A 19743-nucleotide genomic window follows, 5' to 3' on the forward strand; every position below is an offset into this window, starting at 1 on the left:
CGATTTCTTGATTGATAAGGTTTCACTTTTTTTGGAAATTTCATAGCTTTATAAATTGTTTTCTATAGTATAGAAGGAGTCTCCCCAAAATATGCATTGGGAAAACTCCTTCTTGTTATTTCTATTCGATCATTTTTAAATATTCTTCTAGAATGCGGTAGTTATATACTAAATCCTGCTGTTCCAGTGTAAGTAAGTTATATAGTTTTTGAGCAGCTAACACCTTTTTCTCAAATGACGTATTGTCAGGATCAATAACAGAGATAGCTTGAACTACTTTTTGAACTGCCTCTACATCCTTTTCAGCTTTCTTTAATTCGTCCTCATTGATGACTTGCCCTCTTAATTTCGAGTCTAACGCTTTATAGGCTGCAACTGCATTCGCTACATCTTCTAAATATGTTGAAGAGGTTGGTGAAAGGCTAGCTATTAATTCAACGACTTTCTTTACATCGGCCATACTTTTCTCTGCGTCTAACAAGATCGAATAATTCGTAATCCTTTGCTTATCTGTCGTATTTAAGCTATCGTACTCTTTTCGTACTGCTTCCACCATACCAAAGTAAAACTTGTCCTTTGGATTTAAATTAGCAATGTTTTTATATACTTTTATTACGTTATCTAATGATAATAATAGATCATCATTATAGACGTAACGTCTTTGCTCGGCATTTAGCTTATCATAGGCTTTTAAGATTTTTTGATATTGACTATTCATGTCTTTGGCCGTAAGTAGTCGATCGATATCCTCGACAACACTAATAACAGGCTTTAACAGCTTCTCTTGATCTTGTAACACTTTGTAATTTTGTACGGCTCTTTGTTGATCCTTTGGTAAAGCGTTATAAGCTGCACGAATTTCCTGAATACGTTTCACATATTGCTTCGGATCTACAGACGGTAACTCATTAATCATCTGCATAACATTACCAGCACCTAAAATGCTTGTTTCTGCTGCTTGTAATAAGTAATAGTTTGTTACATATTGCTTCTTATCTGCCGCTAACGCGTCATAAAGCGCACGTGCCCGAACTGTATCCTCAAGATATGTACTACTTGAAGATTTCAGTTTACTAATTAATTCAATCACCTGAGATATAGGCTCATAGTTTTGTAGAACATCGATATTATTAATATATTTTTTCTGATCTTTATTTAAATTATCATACGCCTTACGCGCAGAATTAACCTTACTGACAAAATTATTGGATTCCGGATCCAAATTATTAATTTGCAGCATTACATTTAAAATAGGTTTTACCTCTTTTTCACGTGCTGTTAAATCTTTAATATTTGTGACTAATTTCTTTTGATTTGAAGTTAACTGATCATACGCTACACGTGCATCCAGGAGCTTCGTTAAATAGTCGCCATCTTGTTGTTTCGTTAAATCAATAAGCTCAACAACTTTTTGTGCTACTCCATACTCATTTTCTGCTGCTACAAGCGCATCATAATTAATGATTACTTGTTGCTTCTCGTTAGGTAGTGCATCGTACATCTCTCGTGCTGTTTTCATATCTTGGTAGAATGTCTTGCTTGATGGCTTTAATGTTGCAATGAGGCCAATCAGTGAAGCCACATCTTCAACTGCAGTTAGATTCGCATAGTTCGTCACACGTTTTTGCGATACTGCATCTAGTGCATTATAAGCCTTACGCGCTGCGAGTACTTTTTTCGTGTAATCCTTGCTTGTAGGATTTAAGGCATCGATCATTTGAATAACCTTAATAACAGCCTTATTATTTTTTTCGTAAGTAGTTAAAGTTTTTGCCTGCTCTACTAGTTTCTTCGCATTTTTATCCATTGTTTTGTACTCTGCAGATAATGCAGCTACCTTCGCCACAAAAGTATCTGGATTTTCATTCGCTAATGCTAAGACACGATCATCAAAGGCCTTGGCTGTATCGATATAGCCCTGTGCCTTTGTTAATTCACCACTATTGACTACCTGCGATTTAAGGGCTTCAGCCAAATTATTAAACGCGCTATTTGCTTTCGCCACATTGTCTTTATACGTCTTTTGGGACGGATTTAAAGCATTTATTTGCACAATCACTTCTATTACAGCGACCTTATCATTTAAATTATTATGATTTCTTACATACCCTTGTTTTGTCCCGTCCAACTTTGCGTAAGCTGTATAAGCAGATTTCGCTTTTGAAATATAACTTTTAGATGTTGGATCTAACTTTTCAAATTGATCAATAACATTAACGACAGCCTTATGTGATTTCTCTAAATCTGTTAGGATTTTAATGTTTGTCACAAGTTTTTTAGATGCTGATGGTAGTGCGTTATAGTCAGAGCGTGCTTTTAGCATATCAACTACTAAATTATTAGACTTACTTAAATTATCAATTTGACTAATAACGGCCGCTACTGCTGTTTCTTCATTTGCAAGTTGCGACAATTTAGTCTCAAGCTTGTTTTTAATTTCATTTAACGCTGCTGCATCGCTACTATTCCCAGCATTTAACGCAGCTACTTTAGTTTGTAATGCCTCTAGTTGTGCTTTGTAATCCTTCATAGATGAATTTAGTGCATTTACTTGTTTCGATACATCAGCATATTGGAAATATAACTTTAATTTATCGCTATTTTTCACTAATGCCTTTTCACTCTCTCCAAGTTTGTCAAAGGCAGCTTGGGCAGCAAGTGTTCTGCTTTCGAAAGTAGAAGTTTTAGGGTCTAAGCCGTCGATTAATTTTTCCACGTTTAGCACTGCCTTATTAACCGAAGACAGATTTGATAAGGCGTCCGTATACTTTTTATAAGGTGTTACAGAATCGTTATTTGGATTATGGGCTACGACCACTTTCTTTTGATTCGCTGTTAGTGCATTATAAGCTGTCGTAACTTTTTCCAACGCTGCTGAAATGGTTGCATAGTCATTTGGATTTTTATTTAATATAGCTACTAAACTCTCTAGTTCGGTAGTGGCTGGTAATACAGCAGCTGCATCTCCTTTTAAATTAAGCAGCTTCGCAATATCTGCTCCCTTTGTTTTAAAATAGGCATTGCGTGCAGCCTCATCATAGTCATATTGTAAAGATGTACCGCGAATTGTAGAGGCAATATCGCTAGCTTTAACAAGTGCGATTTCCACTGCTTTGCCAAAAGCATCTTGGACGCTTAAATAAGAGGAATCACCTGATTCTTTTAAAAATTTATTAAAATTGTTCTCTACAGCTGTCACATCATTGATAAATGACTTACTTGTATATGTTATTTCATTAATGTTCTTTCCTATTTCCTTTAGTTCGCCTATTAGTCGACGTTGCTCGACAACATATTTATACTTCGCTTGAATAAAATCAATCTCATCACTAGTAAAACCAAAAGTTGCTAGATTTGCTACATCACCTTTTGCAATAACCATTTCATCGGCTGTCGAATTCTCGGAGAGCTTCGCAAATTGTGCTATCATTTGTTCTTTTGTCGTTGCGGCAGCTACTCCGTTAACGTTGGCAACTTGCTCTGTTTGAGTTAATACGCGAAGCTGTGCATCATTATTTTCCTGTGCATTCGCTATAGCTGTTGGTGCCAGTAATAGACTCGTTATAACTCCCGCCGTCAATTTTCGATTCAATCGAACCACCCTTTCATTTTTCGATTCATTACTTTTGTATCGGTGAAATTCATGTGATTTCAAGCCATTATTTACACTATTAAGCGTATCAAAAGTAATTTTTTATAATAACTTGATAGAAATACAGGAAGTTTTTTCTATTATACTATACAATAGTTTTATATGATGTTTTCCATCATTCGACATGTAGTTTTTTATATTGTTTTTTTGACGAAATTATTGAAAAAAACAGCTATTTTTATATGTCAATATCGTTTAACAAGGTGTATACTACAAATTTGATATTTACTATTTTGGAAGAGAGGAAACTGTATATGTTTTACCGTTATAAATTTTGGCATAGCTTAAAAAATCCAACCTACTTTACTAAAATTGTAGAAGAAGGTGAGATTATTGGATACAAAAGACGTTCGTTGACGGTTTTCATCTTATTCCTTCTGTTATTCACTGCTCGTGAATATTGGGGGATGGGTACTGAAACTTTAACGACATTGTTCGCAATGGATTTACATAATGAATACTACGTGGCTCGTTACCTTTCGATGCTTGGTGCCATTTTGTGGGCTATTGTCTATTTTTGCTTCCATTATTACGGTGTTACCTACCTTTTACATCTATTAACGGACATTCCCTATACATGGATTAAAAAAGTCCAATTATATGTTGTCACATTTTTATTAATCGAAAAAACTATTTTGTTTGCTGTATTCTACTTAACTGGCTATACAACACTCTTTTCATTCTTTTCATTAGCGCCTCTTGCATTGCAGATGATGAGTACGGATTATGTCTTATTCACACTTAATCAATTGACAGTGGCGACTATGCTAACAATTGTTGTACAGTACACATTCCTATCTAAATGGGAGGAAGAGGCGAGCAGAAAAATATTAGTCGTAAAAATTATCGGCATACAATTATTTATGGCCTTATTTGTTGGTCTAATTAGTGTATTACCAATTAAAGAATGGATTGTTAGGGGGTTAGGATAATGGCATTTATCAAATCAAAGCCTTGGACAAGCTTGACCATCGTGTTGACAATGCTATTAGTCGGCGTAAATGCTTATTTTGTCTTTAAAGACGATAGCAAAATTACACGATCCTACTATATCGATGAATTTCAAAAAGCTTATAAAGGTACAAATACAGAACGTGTCAAAAAGGAAACGATTGTTGCACCAGCTGAAACATATACACTTACAGCCGATGCGACAAGCTTATCCGCAGTGAATGTAAAGCGTGGCCAAAAAGTATCTCCTAATGATGTACTGGCTACTTTTAAATCAGAAGAAGTTGATAATGAGTTAACAAAGCTCGAGGCAGAACGTGCAGCCTATGAAACTGAACGAAGTGATTTAGAAGATGCACTTTCTCAAATCGAGAATGATTATGATGATGCTGATCCGAAAAGCTCCGTCAATACGGACCAAATAAACGGCACATTATCGGTCACACTACAATTGGAGCTAGGACAGCAAAGTTCACCATCGACAGCAATAGCCCTTTTGAATCGACATATTGCCGAAACAGATCGTCAAATTGCGCTAATGGATGCACAAATTGAACAAATACAAGCTCGCGAAGGTGTCGTTAGCCCAGTGGACGGTGTTATTGCAGCCGTTAAAGAAGAATCTGGGACAGTCACATTTGAAATTTATTCTACTGAAAAAACGATGCTCGCCTATTTATCAGAGGATGAGTGGCAAAAAGTATCGGAAGGTCAAACTGTTGATTTTAAAGTAAAACATATGAAAGATTCCTTATCTGGTACTGTACTAGAAAAACAAACGATTGCTACAGATGATTCTTCTATTTGGGGGAATGAACTTGCAAAAACAACAGATTTACCTCAACCAACGAATTATGAAGTAGTGTTGCAACAAGATGAACCAATGGAGGACATTCCATTTTCGACTACTGGCAAAGCCTCTATTATTGTCAACGAAGCATCTGATTCTTATAAAATAGATAAATCGTGGGTGCATGCTACTAAAAAGAAAGGTAAAAAAATATACATTGTTGGACCGGATGGAAAAATCGACATGAAGGATATTCATGTTAACTTTAAAACTGCACAGTCAGCTATTTTTACTGACAGTTTAGATGAAGGAACACCTATGATATCCGATAAACAACGTAATCTTACAGCCTATGCTTTCCGTACAATGCCTGTTGAGAAAATCCAATGGAAACATTTCAAGAAATTAGATTGGAAACACTATGTTAAATATATTGTTTTCTAAATAAATTTTATAGTTCTTCTTATATAATAAAATCCGCTTCAATTTCTGTGAGCAAAAAAAGAGCAGCAACGGTTTGCTCTTCTCACAGAAATCTAGGCGGATTTTTTCATTGGTGATGTAAAAAAGATTAAGTGATTTTATTAAATATAGTATGGCTTTTCTGCAAAGCGAGGGGTTGATTTCCGTTCCGGCTGGGCGCTTTGTTGCTGCCGCTACGTTAGCACTACGCTTTCGCACAGAGCAAAGCTTCCTGGGGGCGCCCGATGAGCCGCTTCGCTTCGCTGCAGGGCGTCGGGCCAACACGAGGTTGGTCACGAAGGCGTTATCACAGGACGTGATGGTTTTAGCCTTCGTTCCTCTATTGCTGATCCCCGAGGAGTCGCCCAGCCTCCACTCCAATCAACTACTTCACATGACATACGTTTTAACAAAATGTCATCAAACTTTTGAGTTTTATCGAAACACTTTTACGTTTTATCGCCCAATTTTTGAATTTTATCGACTAACTTTCACATTTTATCACCCAACTTTTAATTTTTATCGACATCCACCTGCCAAAGAGCAAAAAAAGATTCACACATGAAACTGTGCGTGAATCCTCACTTAGTGCTCATCTTCTTGCATCCGCGTAAATTTATAGTGATAAATTGGTAGCTCTGCAATGAATGTTATATGTACAGAAGCAAAACGTTAGCCCTCAAAATACTAGAACATTGTAAAATAACAAAACCCTGTAGAATTCAATCCTACAGGGGTTTGTCATTTGTGCTTTTATTTATTTAATGTTAAACATCTATTTAAGAAGCTTGAGAATTGTGCACGCGTAATTTGTGTGTTTGGTCTGAATGTATTATCTGGGAAGCCGCCTGTTAAGTTATTTGATACAAGGGCTTGGATATCGCTATACGCCCAATGCGTCGATTTCACATCTGTAAAGTTCACTTTACTTGAGCCTGTTAATTTATAAGCTCTTGTTAAAATCGCCGACATTTCAGCACGTGAAAGCTGTCCGTTCGGATTGAACTTCCCTGCTTCTTGCCCTTTAATAATCCCAGCTTGCTCTACTGCAGCAATGGCACTGTATGCATAATGGTCCTTGCTGACATCTTTAAAGCTTGGGTCCTTCGTTGTTGTTAAATTGAGAGCCCTTGCAATAATGGTAGCTGCCTCTGCACGCGTAATGGACGCTTCTGGTTTAAATGTTCCATTCGAGTAACCTTTAATAAGTGATTTAGTATTCAAACTTTGGATATCTGAAAAAGCCCAATGACCTTTCGTTACATCTGTATAGACTAATTCCTCATGGTTGTCTTGATACACAGCTTGTAATTGATCGAAATACAGTTGGCCTTTCTTTTGAAGAGAAGCTGTAGGCTGTGCAACGTATAATCGTTCGAATTTCAATGGTAGTGTCACATCATTTGGGATGTTTGCAGTGACATACTTCCAACCATTCCAGTCCATACCGCCTTGGCTAGTGAAATCAATTGTCTGTTTTGCTCCTGAACCATCTACAAGCACTCCACGAAGCCACTGCTTTCCAGCATCGCCAAATACCCAAACGCCAATGTTATTTGGTTTTCCGTTAATAGGAATCGGTGATTTAGCTACCATATAGGCTGCTTTCGTATCGGATCCTGCTGTTGTAAAATCATAATTTAACTTTAAGCTAGCCGTGCCCTGTCTAGCATAGTCTTTAGCATTTGTTATGGAAGCATTTGCTTTTGCCACTTCCACTTTCCATGATGAAGCATTATCAAAGCTATCTAGTACAATAGGTTTTTCTTGTGATAAATCTACAACTTTCACAGTTGTGGATGTTCGCACACCGTCATACTCACCGATAATTTTGCCTTCCCCTTTTTGCGTAGCTGTGAAAGTTGCGCCGTCCATCTTACCGATATTTCCTTCAACCGTCCAGTTCATCTTAGACGGGTTGATGGTCATCGGATTTAAGTATTGATCGTAAGCACTAGCCACTTTCATGTCAACCGATGAACCTTTCATGACTTGGCCCACATTGTTTAACGTAATGGACTTTGCTTTCCCTGGTGGCGCTGTATTGACAACCTGTAAAATGGCTGATACACGACGCTCACCACCATCTGAAGGGACGTTCACAAGGTTTGCAAAATAGCCGCCTGGATTTCGAGCAACCATCGCTGTCGAGCCGCCTCCATCAAGATTGATGGCCGAAGTAGCACCCATTGAGATTAAATGCGAAGCTAACTCTGTTAAATTAACGCCATTACTATGACCACTTAATCTACCATCTACTGTAACAACAAACACTTTTGTACCCGTTGCATCTACTGCTACCGCAGTACGAGGACTGCGAGCTGAAGCAAACCCAGAATTCGTTGGCATAGAAATGTCTACCTTACCGTTTTTCACTAACATAGGTCCTGCAGCTAAAATAAATTGAGCATCCATCCATTTTTCATCTATAGATAGATTCACGTCAATGTTTGTCCCTGCAGCAATTTTGCTTAGTTCAGTTGCCAGCTCTTTATTTTGCACCGAAATAACAAAGCCATCCGATGGCACCGTTGAATTCCCTTCTGCACCATACGTCGTTACTTTTGAAACCGTCCCTGAGAGGCGATCTCCGAAATGTAACACTTTCATATCTTGACTAGCATTTGAGACAACAATTTCTATCCCCCAATTATTTGACCCTGTTGTTTTTTTATCAGGTGTGTATAATACTGTTTTATCAGTCGTTCTTTCTGTATTGATAAGATCAATCGGATAACTTTTACCATTTACTTCAAAGGATAGATTCGTAGAATAATAGTCTGCGATCGCCTTCCCTGATTTGGATACACCAAAAGCAACAGGCTTTTGTGTTGGACTTTCATATGTATCTCCTAAAATACCATAGTTAATAATTTCATTTTTTTCAGCTAACAAGTTGGCTGGCATACCATTTCCTAAGAAGTATGAAGCATTGACAGCCCCAACAACACGATGTCCATCATATGTGTTTTGCTTTGCCATATTCGTCGTTGTTTGAAGTGAGTTAATCGGTTTCGGTACACCGACTTCAAGTTTTGTATAAGTATTATTTAAATTTACATCTAAAACATTAACAAACTCACGAATCGAATTAGAACTATAGGTTTGCTGTATGTGTGTTACTTGTGGCGATATTTCTTTCTTCTCTTCTTTTATTTTATTATCAAAAGAGGCTGCATTTGCATAATTTGGATTTACAGCTAGCATTAAAACGAAAAATGCTACAACAATTGTTACTAATTTTTTTGCCAATTTTCTCAACTCCGAATCAAAAAGTATAGCACGAAGTCATATTGTGAAACTCATTCGTGCCAGGGACTTCATTTATTTTGTTTCTACATAAATAGCTACTGGAAGATTTACTCCGCCGGCATGCATGAATTCTAACTCAATCGTTTCTGATGAACCCGTCATCTGGTAATCCGGTAATTCAACATATTCTGTACCTACTCTCAATGAAGGCACTAGATGCACTTTGCCATTGACCTTTACTGCACCACTGTATATGCCACCTCGACCAGCTAATTTAAGCTTGATCGTTTTTGTCGTTCCAGTTTGATTAACTAGTGGAATCGATACCTTATAGTTCATTCCGAAATGACCAGGATTCCCTATTGCTCCACTGATTTTTGAAAGCGAATTTTCCGCTGTTAGGAAATTGTCTGTACTGCCATTGGAAATGCTATAGCCTACTTCTGATGAATCTACTGTATAAGTAGGCAGAGCTGCTTGAATAGTAGAACTCGTCCAGGCACCTCGTGGGTGCATCGCAGATACATCAATCGGAACAGGGTCTGATAAAATGCTTGTTAAATTGCTATTATTCTTTGTTAATACTGTGCGAATCGTATACTCTGGAGTCCCACCATTGACAGCTTGAATATCTAGTTCATGTAAAAATCCAATGATATAATCGCGGAGCAAACCATATGATTCGATTACCTTTGTTTCTCCTGGTGCGATGACAATCCCTTTACTGCTAGATTTTTTAAACTTATTATTAAACGTTGCATCAGCAATAGTTAACCCAATATCATGGCCAACCCAGCTATTCCCCGATTGTTGGCTAGTCCCTTTGGAGTCGATTACTTCGATGCTTTCAGTACTAGAAGTATTCTGAACTGTAATACCGATTTGTACATCTGTCCCTAACGTATTGTAATGCCAGCCAAATACTCGATGTTTATTTGTAGCTGCTGTTGCTTTCACTTGATATTGGGAAAGTGTAGCATTAGAGTTAGGAATCAGTTTGCTCGTTAACGTTTCTGGATTATCACTTATCAATAAATCACGATCTCCTTCTAAACGAGCAGAAGGCACATTTATAGGCTTTGCTGTAGCACCATAAGATTTTTCAAGGAAGGAGCTTGTATACATATATTGATAGACATAAAGGTATAACTCTCTTTTATTTTCAATATAACGTAAATTCCCACCTAATGTGTTGACAATAAAACTAACGGGAACATACATTTTTCCATTTTGCATAAATGGTTTTTCTTCTATTGTCACAACTTCATCATTTACTAGAACTTGGTTACTATTTTCCTTGAAAAGAAAGCTCATTCCCGCAATTTGCAATTCAAACGATTTATCTGGTAACAACGTGCCAGAAGAATCTTCTAAGTTATCATATATATAATTAGCCGGAATATAGGATCTCGATTGCTTTACGATAATTGGATCATCCATCACAATACGTTCATTATTAATATGTAAAAAATATGGGTTCCCTTGAGTATCATCTGATAAGGAAATATCAACAGTTTGTGTAGCAGGATTCCAGTTCACGTTACCACCAAAATTTTCACTAACGAAACGCAATGGCATGTAAGTGCGATCCTTATACATAAATGGTGCAACAACCATTGGCACCTTTTGTCCATCCACTAAGGCAGTCTTTGAATTTACTGTTAAATTAACCGACTTGCCATCTCGAATAGCTGACGCAGTAAGTGTTTCTTTCTTCCAGTCCACACTGGCACCAACCGCCTCATACAAAGCTCTCATAGGTAAAAATATATAATCAGATTTATTTAAAACCGGATCATTCACTTTGAGCGTCTCACCATTGATCTGAATAGAAACATTATTCTTTATATGAATCTTGTCACTAGCTGCTGATGCAGAGGCTTGTCCAGGTAATATCGTAGCCAAAGCAACTGCGGTAATCATACATGAAGCCTTAAATTTACTAAACATCTTAAACACCTTTTTCCATAATTAATCTATAGGGTATCTTAACATGAAAAAAGTCCAAAAAGTGGTACTTAAATCGAAAAAAGTCGAATTGGGCACTGGAACCTAAACCCTATTCATGCAAAAGATGCATGGAAATCTTAGGATTTTCCAACACCTATGAACTTCTTCTTTCAATCTCTTAAATGTCTATTAATTCTTTTCTTACAGGTTTAAGTATATATAGGGAAAGAAACATAATATTAACAATCAATCATCTTGTAAAGGATAGATCGCCCATTTAAAGCAAATGCACCAAACGAAAAATGGAATACGAACATTACGGAGTTTAAATTATTTGGAGAAAAGCTTTATTGGTGAAATCATTACGTCACGATTGGTTCTCGCCCAATATATTCGCTTGTTTCGGAGATGTTAGAAAAGACTTTTTATATGACAGCAGTTGTTACTAGTTTTCTTAAATTCTTCATTTCGAATTAAAAAGTATGGCACGAAGTCATGTTGTGAAAAATATTCGTGCCAGGGACTAATTATTTTGTTTCTACATAAATGGCTACTGGAAGATTTGCTCCGCCTGCATGAATAAGTTCTAACTCAAGCTTATCTGATGAACCCTTCATCTTGTATTCAAATTCAACATATTCTGAGCTAGATCGCAACGAAGGCACTAAGTACACTTTGCCATTGAACTTCACTGCACCACTGTATAAGCCACCTCGACCAGTTAACTTAACCTTGATCGTTTTTGTCTTTCCTGAATCATTTACAAGTGGAATCATTACCTTATAGTTCATACCGAAGTGACCAGGATTCCCCACTGCACCATTGATTTGTGACAGTGAATTTTCTGCCGTTTGCAAATGATCTGTTCGTCCATTTGAAACGTTATAACCTACTTCTGGCGAATCTACTGTATATGCTGGAAGATCTGCTTGAATAGTAGCACTTGGCCAAGCACCTCGTGGATGCATCGCGTATTCATCAATTGCCACCGCGTCCGTTTTGATCTTTGTTAAATCACTACTACTCTTCGTTAATACTGTTCGAATCATATAATCCGTACTTCCACCATTAACAGCTTGAATATCTATGTCCTGTAAAAATCCGATGACATAATCACTGAACAACTCGTACGTTTCAATCACCTTTGTTTCTCCTGGTGCGATAACAATACCTGTACTATCAGATTTTTTAAGCTTTCCGTTTAACGTCGCATCAGCAAGCGTTAAACCAATATCATGACCAAACCAGTCATTCCCAGTCATTTGAGTAATCCCTTTAGAACTGCTGACCTTAATACTTTCAGAGCTTGAAGTATTTTCAATCGTAATACCAATCTTTACAGCCGCTCCAAGCTTATTTAAATGCCAGCCAAACACTCGATGCTTGTTTGTAGCTGAAGTGGATTTAACTTGATATTGTGCAAGCGTAGAATTTGATTTAGGTAATAAAGCGTGGGTTAAATTTTCTGGATTATCACTGACCATCAAATCACGATCTCCTTCGAAACGAGCAGAAGGAACAGGTTGAGGATATGATGTAGTACCAAAAGATTTTTCTAGAAACTCACTTGTATACATATAGCGATAAACATAAATATACATTTCTCTTTTTTCGCTAATATAACGTAGGTTTCCTCCCAATGTATTGACAACAAAAGTTATAGGAACGTACATTTTACCTTTTTGAATAAATGGCTGTTCTTCTATTGTTACAGATTCATTGTTGATTAAAACGTTATTACTACCTTCCTTGAAGACAAGGCTCATACCAGAAATTTGTAATTCAAATGATTTATCTGGTAGCCAATTACCTGCTGAATCATCTAAATAATCGGATAAATAATCCGCTGGAATATAGGTTCTAGATCCTTTCGTAACAATTGGATCATCCATTACAATACGCTTATTATTTACATGTAAGATATATGGATCTTCTTGAGGTTTCTCTGAAGAACCATCTAATAGAATATCAACAGTTTGTGTAGAAGGATCCCAGCCGACATTTCCATCTAAGTTTTCAGTAACAAAGCGTAATGGCATATATATTCTATCCTTATACATGATTGGCGCAACATCCATTGCAACCTCTTGTCCATCTACTAAGGCTGTCATAGCATCAATTGTTAAATCAATAACTTTGCCATTTCGATTAGCTGATGCAGTAAGTGTTTCCTTGTTCCATTCAACACTTGCACCAATCGCCTCATACAAAGCTCTCATAGGTAAAAGAAGGTGATCCCCTTTATCTAAAATAGGATCATTGATTTGAATCGTTTCTCCATCGATATTAATCGTAACATTATTTCGTATCTGAATTCCTTTGTCAGTAGCAGCTGACGCAGAAGTTTGTCCAGACAATACGAAAGCAAAAACAAGAGCTGCCACCATACATAAAGCCTTTAATTTGTTAAACATCCCTATCTCCTTTTTTCTACATAAATTTACTAACTACTATTTACCATATTAACACGAAAAAAGCCCAATATGTGGCATTGATATCGAAAAAAGTAGAAATAGGTACTGTTAGCCTAAGGCAACATTCCTGCAAAAGCTCCATGGTGTTTACGGGTCTTCCAAGCCCCTAGGAACTTCTTCTACTCATCTCTTAAGTGTGTTCATTCTACTTATAGTTTTCACAAAAAAACTAACTATCGCTTCAAGGAAATTAGCTCATTAGCATAACATGTGGTTGATTTCCGTTCCGACTGGGCGCTTTCCTGGGGGCGTCCGATGAGCCGCTTTTGGTGCTGCCGCTACGTTACCACTACGCTTTCGCCCAGAAAACACCCGCTTCGCTGCAGGGTCTCGGGCCAACAGATGTCTTTTGCGCGAAAGCATGAGTGCAACGTAGCGGCAGCAGCACGATGTTGGTCACGAAGGCGTTATCACAGGATGTGATGGTATTAGCCTTCGTTCCTCTTTATCGCTGATCCCCAAGGAGTCGCCCAGTCTCCACTCCAATCAACTTATATAAATGGCTAATGTTAAAAAATGCAATCCATAACTTCCACTGATTACAAAAAAAGAAAAGTCTGTCGAAGATTTCTCTTTGACAGACTTCTCTCATTTTGAACTATTAAACATTCCGTAGCATCTCACCAAGTAGGTGTTGACACCTTGAACCTTTTCCTTCTATTAATATCTGTATAATGTGCGAAGCGAAAACGATTAAGGATAGAAGTGCTTCTTACAGCACCATATAGGTAAAACATGCTAACGCAGGAAAATACTCATACTTGTGGCACACTTATATAATAAATACAATAAACGTTAGAGGAAGGTTAGATACATAAATGAAGAATTAGAAGAAATAATTGCAAGGCGTTAAGGAACCGTAAAGAACCCACTCACTTGTCAAAGACAAATAAGAGCGACTAACAACCAACAGTAGAATTAGGCTTCAAGTCACCTCAAAACTGACTATCAAAACCCTTCATTAAACCACCCCTTTCAAACAAGCTCACACCCTACAAAGATTGAAGGGATAGGCTCGGTCGGTTTAAATCAGCGTTATTAGCTGACAATCAATCTATTATTTACCCAATTTAATTAGGATTAAAGGAGATTTAAAGTGATCAAAAAAATTACATCTAGACTTACTCTAGCACTTATTTTATGTTTAATTAGTTTCTCATTTGCCCCTTCTGCGGAGGCTGCAACTGCTATTAAAGTAGAAATTGATGGTGATGTTATACGATTTGACCAAGGTGCAGTATCTGTTAATGGACGAACTTTAGTACCAATGCGAACAATTTTTGAGGAATTAGAATCAACAGTACAATGGAATGCAAAAACAAAGTCGATTACAGCTGTCCGAGGTACAAAAAAAATTGGTTTAGTAATTGGTAGCAAAACTGCCACTATTAATGGACAAAAGATTGCTTTAGACGTTGCTCCTCAGATTATTAATGGTAGAACTCTTGTGCCTCTTCGTTTTATAAGTGAAGCACTTGGTGCAAAGGTTGATTGGAATAATCAAACGAAAACAGTTTCTATTACAACATATGATGCTGCTGAAAGATACTATTTTGTGAATCTACAAACTCTAAATTTAGAAGTTATTTCGGAAGACCGTTTTTATCAAGAAGTCGATCAACCCAATTCCTCAAAGGAACTAGTAAGTGATTTTGTCTTTAATTCATACCTAGATAATACTCGAGACTTCTATTCTCAGCATATCGTTCGAGTATCAAACGGTGGTACAGGACTTGCTACTGCGCACGATGCTTATATGGATTTAGATGGAACTATTGTTAATGGTAAAGCTTCTGGTGAATATACTATCGAACTATTCGATATAAAAACTGGATCTCATAAAAAGACATACACTGGTACTTTTAAAGATATAAAATATGATCGCAATATTAAAACTACAGTACAGGAAATGATCAATAAAAATCATTCAAAATAATACCAGCGAAAATAAACATAAACCATAAATTCTTAAAATGAATGTAATTGGCTTATGATTTGATTTTTGCAGAGTTTCAATAATACAAGTAAAATACTCTAACAACGTTGGTTGCAAAACACGATATTTTTGGGCTATGGTATCGTTCCTTATAAAATTTACTGTACCCATGAAATCGTTAATCTTTGCCTAGTACTCGCTGAAGATGGGCAGTTCCTTACTCTCTTTTATTTTAGAACTTCAAGATTTTCAGGAAACCGATGATGATTTAGCTTAATCGGTAATCAGGATGTAGTATCGGCTTTTCTTCTTAGTTAGGCCTCTATTAGTTCTTACATGGACTGATAGGGGCTTTTTTTTATTCTACGCCATTCTATCCTTTTCAAAATGATAAAAAATTAATTTTAGGATTATTAATAATTCTAATACGCGTTTTCATTTGATAAAAAAAACAATCAAGTTAAGTAGAGTTAATTAAGGATGTATAAAATTCACAATTATAAAAAAGAGACAATTATATATGATTGCCTAAGGATTTACCTTTGGAAAGAAATAAATCTTGTTTAAGGTTAGTTGCAGTTTCCATGTTATTGAAAAAACAAAAAAGCAATCCCAAACCTTATCATATCAAGGGTTCAACGGGGTATCTGAAAATTTTTGATATTCAGGTTAAGAATGTTTATGAGAACAGAGCCTATTAAGGCTAACCAAGAAGAACAATCCACTTTAAATGTAGGTTAAATATAAAAGTAGCTAATCTATTCAAAGATAAATTAGCTGCTTTTTTTATTTATACGATTGCCTAAGAAATAGATATTATACATATTTAATACGGCGGTAATCATTATTCTTTATGCGTTCTCAAGATTATCTTCCAGAAGATGCATTTATAGATTTGAAAGAGTTAACTTTTCATCAGATGCTTTTTAACCAGATGATTACTGTTATTCAACTAACGGTGCAGGATAGTTGAAGAATATTCGGGAAAAATACCTATAAAAAAGGTAGGTAGGCTTTATTTGAAGAAAACACTATACGTCCTTTTTGGTATTTTATTTCTCGTAAATAATACTGTTTTTGCGAAGCAAGAAGCACCTAAACAAGATTTTTTTAATAAGTATTTTTTTGATGTTCATTTAATTAATTCAGCCAGCCAAATTGCTGAAGCAAAGAAGAATCCCAATCAACGGTTTTTGGAACGATTGATGACGCATTCATTACAGTATAATGATGTTCAATCCATTAATGTTGAAAGTAATTCCGGACTTCAGCGTCTATTCAGTATCAATGATGGTTTTCAAGAACGTGTACTTAGAAAAGTGGTTTACTGGCTTAATAATTCTGACCGAGTGAATGAAAAAATCGAAGTATCTTTAGATAATCCATCCAATAAATTGACGTTAAAAATGGCAAATAATGAAGTGATCACTATTGAACCAGCTTATACGTGTGTAGTACACAATAAACGTGAAATCTGCACAACTAAAGAAGGGGAATTAATCGTTTCGGAAAATAGACAAAAAGTGCGATTAAAGTCACAATCTCTTTATGATTGGCTCAATGTAGGGTGGAGGAAAGAAGTGGACGGACTTACTAAAGAAGAATTACTTGAAGAAGCATTGTTTACACGTTATTTATATCATTTGGGTCCATCTTATTCGGACTTTTTTATGTGTCCAAAAATTAATATTGAACCCATTAATGGGGATCCTAGGAGACATCTCATTTTTGGCAGTGCTTTAAACTATTTAGGACACCACGGTGGAGATTATGATAAACTTACTTTTTCTATAAGTGATTCGAACCTAACAGGGTTAAAAGTGACAAATGTGAAAATAGAGAAACATATTTCGCAAGAAGAAAGCGAAAAACAATGCCGAACTTTTGATTAAAAAAAGTTGTTACAAAAGGGGTGTTTCTTTCAGAGGAAGGAACGCTTCTTTTTATTTAAGTTATTTCAGTAATCCAAGTGATATTAAGTTTGTGAAAAAGTGTACTTAAGTTTGTGAAAAAGTGTACTTAAGTTAACGGGGTGCTTTACTTCCATAAGGAGTAGGGCCTTATTCTACTTCAACTAAAAGGCGGTTTGGTTAAAGAATAAATGTTATAATATGGATATGGATGGAAAGTAGATTTGATAATGGAAGGTGTATTTGTGTGTTTTCATTTATTATTATAGCTTACTGTACATTTGTGGTAATCAATCTTATATACAAAAATAGAGAATCAATAAGACAATTAACGGCTAAACAATTAATTCTTGCTTCTTTTTCCTACCTTTCCACGGTGCTATTCGGGGTTATTTGTATTTATTATGGAGGTAATTGGATTGCTGGACAATTTTCAAATCGTTTTCTGCAATTAGTTGTTTTCATTTTGATAATAGTCATCACAATATCTTTATGCCAATGGCCATTTAGAAAAGTATTAAATAGAGTTACATCAGGTATTTTTTCGAAGAATTGAAAAATAAAAATTTTTCTATAGAGATTGTATCATAAACACAGTCGCTTCTTATGCTAACGGTGCAGATTAACCCAAGAAGAAATAAAACTTAATAAGTATTTTAGAAAAAATTAAAATGACACCACTACTACAAAAGGGGGAAACTAAATTGCTACAAATTATTTTATCTATTATTCTCATAATTACACTTATTTTTTCTATATCAGTTGTGATTCAAAAAAGAAAAAAAGCTAGTATCACAGGGATTAAGAGTATTTTAACTTCAATTTGTTTATATTTAATTGCTGTAACAAATCTTCTTGCTTATTGGTTTGACTTTATGGGGCTATTGAATTGGTCTATTACTGTTATATTGTTGATTTTAGGTGCTTATTTCACAAAATATATGCCAGTGCCCGATAGATGATTATTGAACTAACGGATGATTTAGTTAAATTTCGATTCACAAAAAATCAAACCAAAAAGACAGATTTTCTACACGTTTTGTAGATTAAATCTGTCTTCTAGTTTTAACAGCAACAATCTTTGAGAAAGCAGCCTTCTTTTAACCATTCTCCCTCTTCATATAGAAAGAGTTTATTTTACATCCATTAATCATACATTTCCTTACGAGCAAGATCGAACAACTTGGCATATATTCGGGTAGTTTGATACTTTTCATGTCCCAATAAAGTCCGAATACACTCGACTGGCATTCCCCTTTGAGCTAGATGTGCAGCAAAAGTGTGGCGTAAAGTGTGCGGTGTTACCTTAAAACCTAATTTTTTCGAGTAATAACGAAACCATTCTTCCACAATTTTACCATTGTTTGTACGTGTACCATCAGAATTGAATAATACAAATAAAGTGGGGTAATTATCTGTCCGGCTATCTAAGTATGCTTTCAAGTGTTCTGCACACTCTGACGTAAATAAAACAATTCTCCCTAGTTTCCGTTTTCCTTCTGGAATAATGATAGACCTTTCAGTCCAGTTAATATCCTTTTTTTCCATAGCAACCAATTCACCAATTCTTACACCTGTCGCATATAAGACTTCCATAATTGCTCTCTCTTGAGTTTGTCCTTCTAAAAACGCTCGAAGTTGCATGATCTGTTCCTTTAATAAATAGTGAGGGGGATTTTCCTTTACAAACACAAATTTTATATCCTTTGTTGGATCTTGCGAGACAAGTCCTTCCTCCAAACAATAATTAAAAAATAGTTTCAATGCAGCTATCTTACTATTAATTGTACTTGGCTGGTACCCTTTTTCAGCTGATAAATATGTTATCCAATTCCGAACATCCTTCTTTGTAATTTCTTTAACTGTTTTTCCCAATTGGTTAATAAACTGTTTTATGAAGCCTTGATATATCCTTAAAGTGGTAGGGCTCATACGAAATTTATAATCTAATGCGAAGTGCTTTATACATACTTCTACATCCATTTTCCCCATCCTCCTTATCCCATATACCTTCTGTACATTGAGATGATTTCTTGTTTTGGGAATCGTGCATATATTTTGGTTGTCTCAATATCTGAATGCCCTAATTCATCTGCAATAAATAAAAGGTCTGCCCCTTTGACTAATAACTCGGTTGCAAACGTATGGCGAAGTCGATGTGGGTGTAGTGATCCTGATAATTCAGCCCTTTTACCTATTCGGTTTAATATCTTTTCAATCCGTCTAATTGAAAGTCGAGTGGGATTTTTCTTACTTGATATGAAGAGGACTGGATGATCGTCTTTTCGATACAAATGTCAACTAATCTATGTACAAAAACGCTCACTTAATTGTGTATAAAATTACTCACCTTCTGGAGCTAGGTG

The 19743-nt window shown here is 36.0% G+C and carries 12 protein-coding genes and 1 pseudogene; 7 read left to right on the forward strand and 6 right to left on the reverse strand.

The genetic code is table 11. The features are described from left to right. Window positions 1-121: 121 nt before the first annotated feature. Window positions 122-3592, reverse strand: coding sequence for a hypothetical protein (locus ABNX05_RS19790; protein WP_432760159.1), 3471 nt, complete (start codon window positions 3590-3592; stop codon window positions 122-124). A gap of 314 nt (window positions 3593-3906) precedes the next feature. Here ABNX05_RS19790 and ABNX05_RS19795 point away from each other — a divergent pair, with 314 nt between their 5' ends. From ABNX05_RS19795 to ABNX05_RS19805, 3 genes are all read left to right on the forward strand, one after another. After that, window positions 3907-4584 (forward strand): hypothetical protein, encoded by a 678-nt coding sequence (locus tag ABNX05_RS19795; protein WP_349661279.1) that lies wholly within the window; start codon window positions 3907-3909, stop codon window positions 4582-4584. Continuing rightward, window positions 4584-5837 (forward strand): HlyD family secretion protein, encoded by a 1254-nt coding sequence (locus tag ABNX05_RS19800; protein ID WP_349661280.1) that lies wholly within the window; start codon window positions 4584-4586, stop codon window positions 5835-5837. Before ABNX05_RS19795 ends, ABNX05_RS19800 begins: the two co-directional genes overlap by 1 nt. 151 nt (window positions 5838-5988) lie before the next feature. Then, on the forward strand, window positions 5989-6420 hold the full coding sequence (locus ABNX05_RS19805; RefSeq protein WP_349661281.1) for a hypothetical protein: 432 nt from the start codon (window positions 5989-5991) through the stop codon (window positions 6418-6420). A 188-nt stretch (window positions 6421-6608) separates the two neighbouring features. On the opposite strand, the gene ABNX05_RS19810 is transcribed toward ABNX05_RS19805, so the two are convergent. Next, entirely contained in the window at window positions 6609-9107 is a 2499-nt protein-coding gene (locus ABNX05_RS19810) for an S-layer homology domain-containing protein (RefSeq protein ID WP_349661282.1), read from the reverse strand. A 72-nt stretch (window positions 9108-9179) separates the two neighbouring features. Beyond that, window positions 9180-11057, reverse strand: a complete 1878-nt coding sequence (locus ABNX05_RS19815; protein WP_349661283.1) for a copper amine oxidase N-terminal domain-containing protein — start codon at window positions 11055-11057, stop codon at window positions 9180-9182. A 264-nt stretch (window positions 11058-11321) separates the two neighbouring features. On the opposite strand from ABNX05_RS19815, the pseudogene ABNX05_RS19820 reads away from it, so the two are divergent. After that, window positions 11322-11483, forward strand: a pseudogene (locus ABNX05_RS19820) (IS3 family transposase); the annotation flags it as partial. A gap of 101 nt (window positions 11484-11584) precedes the next feature. Here ABNX05_RS19820 and ABNX05_RS19825 read toward each other — a convergent pair. Next, on the reverse strand, window positions 11585-13471 hold the full coding sequence (locus tag ABNX05_RS19825) for a stalk domain-containing protein (RefSeq protein ID WP_197139729.1): 1887 nt from the start codon (window positions 13469-13471) through the stop codon (window positions 11585-11587). Window positions 13472-14627: 1156 nt separating this feature from the next. Here ABNX05_RS19825 and ABNX05_RS19830 point away from each other — a divergent pair. The 3 genes from ABNX05_RS19830 to ABNX05_RS19840 all read left to right on the forward strand — a co-directional run bounded on the left by ABNX05_RS19830 (window position 14628) and on the right by ABNX05_RS19840 (window position 18339). Beyond that, entirely contained in the window at window positions 14628-15467 is an 840-nt protein-coding gene (locus tag ABNX05_RS19830; RefSeq protein ID WP_349661284.1) for a copper amine oxidase N-terminal domain-containing protein, read from the forward strand. Window positions 15468-16486: 1019 nt separating this feature from the next. Beyond that, window positions 16487-17359 carry a hypothetical protein gene (locus ABNX05_RS19835; RefSeq protein WP_349661285.1) on the forward strand — a complete coding sequence of 291 codons (873 nt, stop codon included), beginning with the start codon at window positions 16487-16489 and terminating at the stop codon, window positions 17357-17359. Between the two features lie 722 nt (window positions 17360-18081). Continuing rightward, window positions 18082-18339 (forward strand): hypothetical protein, encoded by a 258-nt coding sequence (locus ABNX05_RS19840; RefSeq protein WP_349661286.1) that lies wholly within the window; start codon window positions 18082-18084, stop codon window positions 18337-18339. Between the two features lie 184 nt (window positions 18340-18523). Here ABNX05_RS19840 and ABNX05_RS19845 read toward each other — a convergent pair whose 3' ends face one another. Further along, a complete protein-coding gene (locus ABNX05_RS19845) occupies window positions 18524-19360 on the reverse strand; it encodes a tyrosine-type recombinase/integrase (RefSeq protein WP_349661287.1) in 837 nt (278 codons plus the stop codon). Window positions 19361-19374: 14 nt separating this feature from the next. Next, a complete protein-coding gene (locus ABNX05_RS19850) occupies window positions 19375-19671 on the reverse strand; it encodes a tyrosine-type recombinase/integrase (protein WP_349661288.1) in 297 nt (98 codons plus the stop codon). Window positions 19672-19743: the final 72 nt, after the last annotated feature.

Source organism: Lysinibacillus zambalensis (genome assembly GCF_040183165.1).
GTDB classification, from domain to species: Bacteria; Bacillota; Bacilli; order Bacillales_A; family Planococcaceae; genus Lysinibacillus; species Lysinibacillus zambalensis.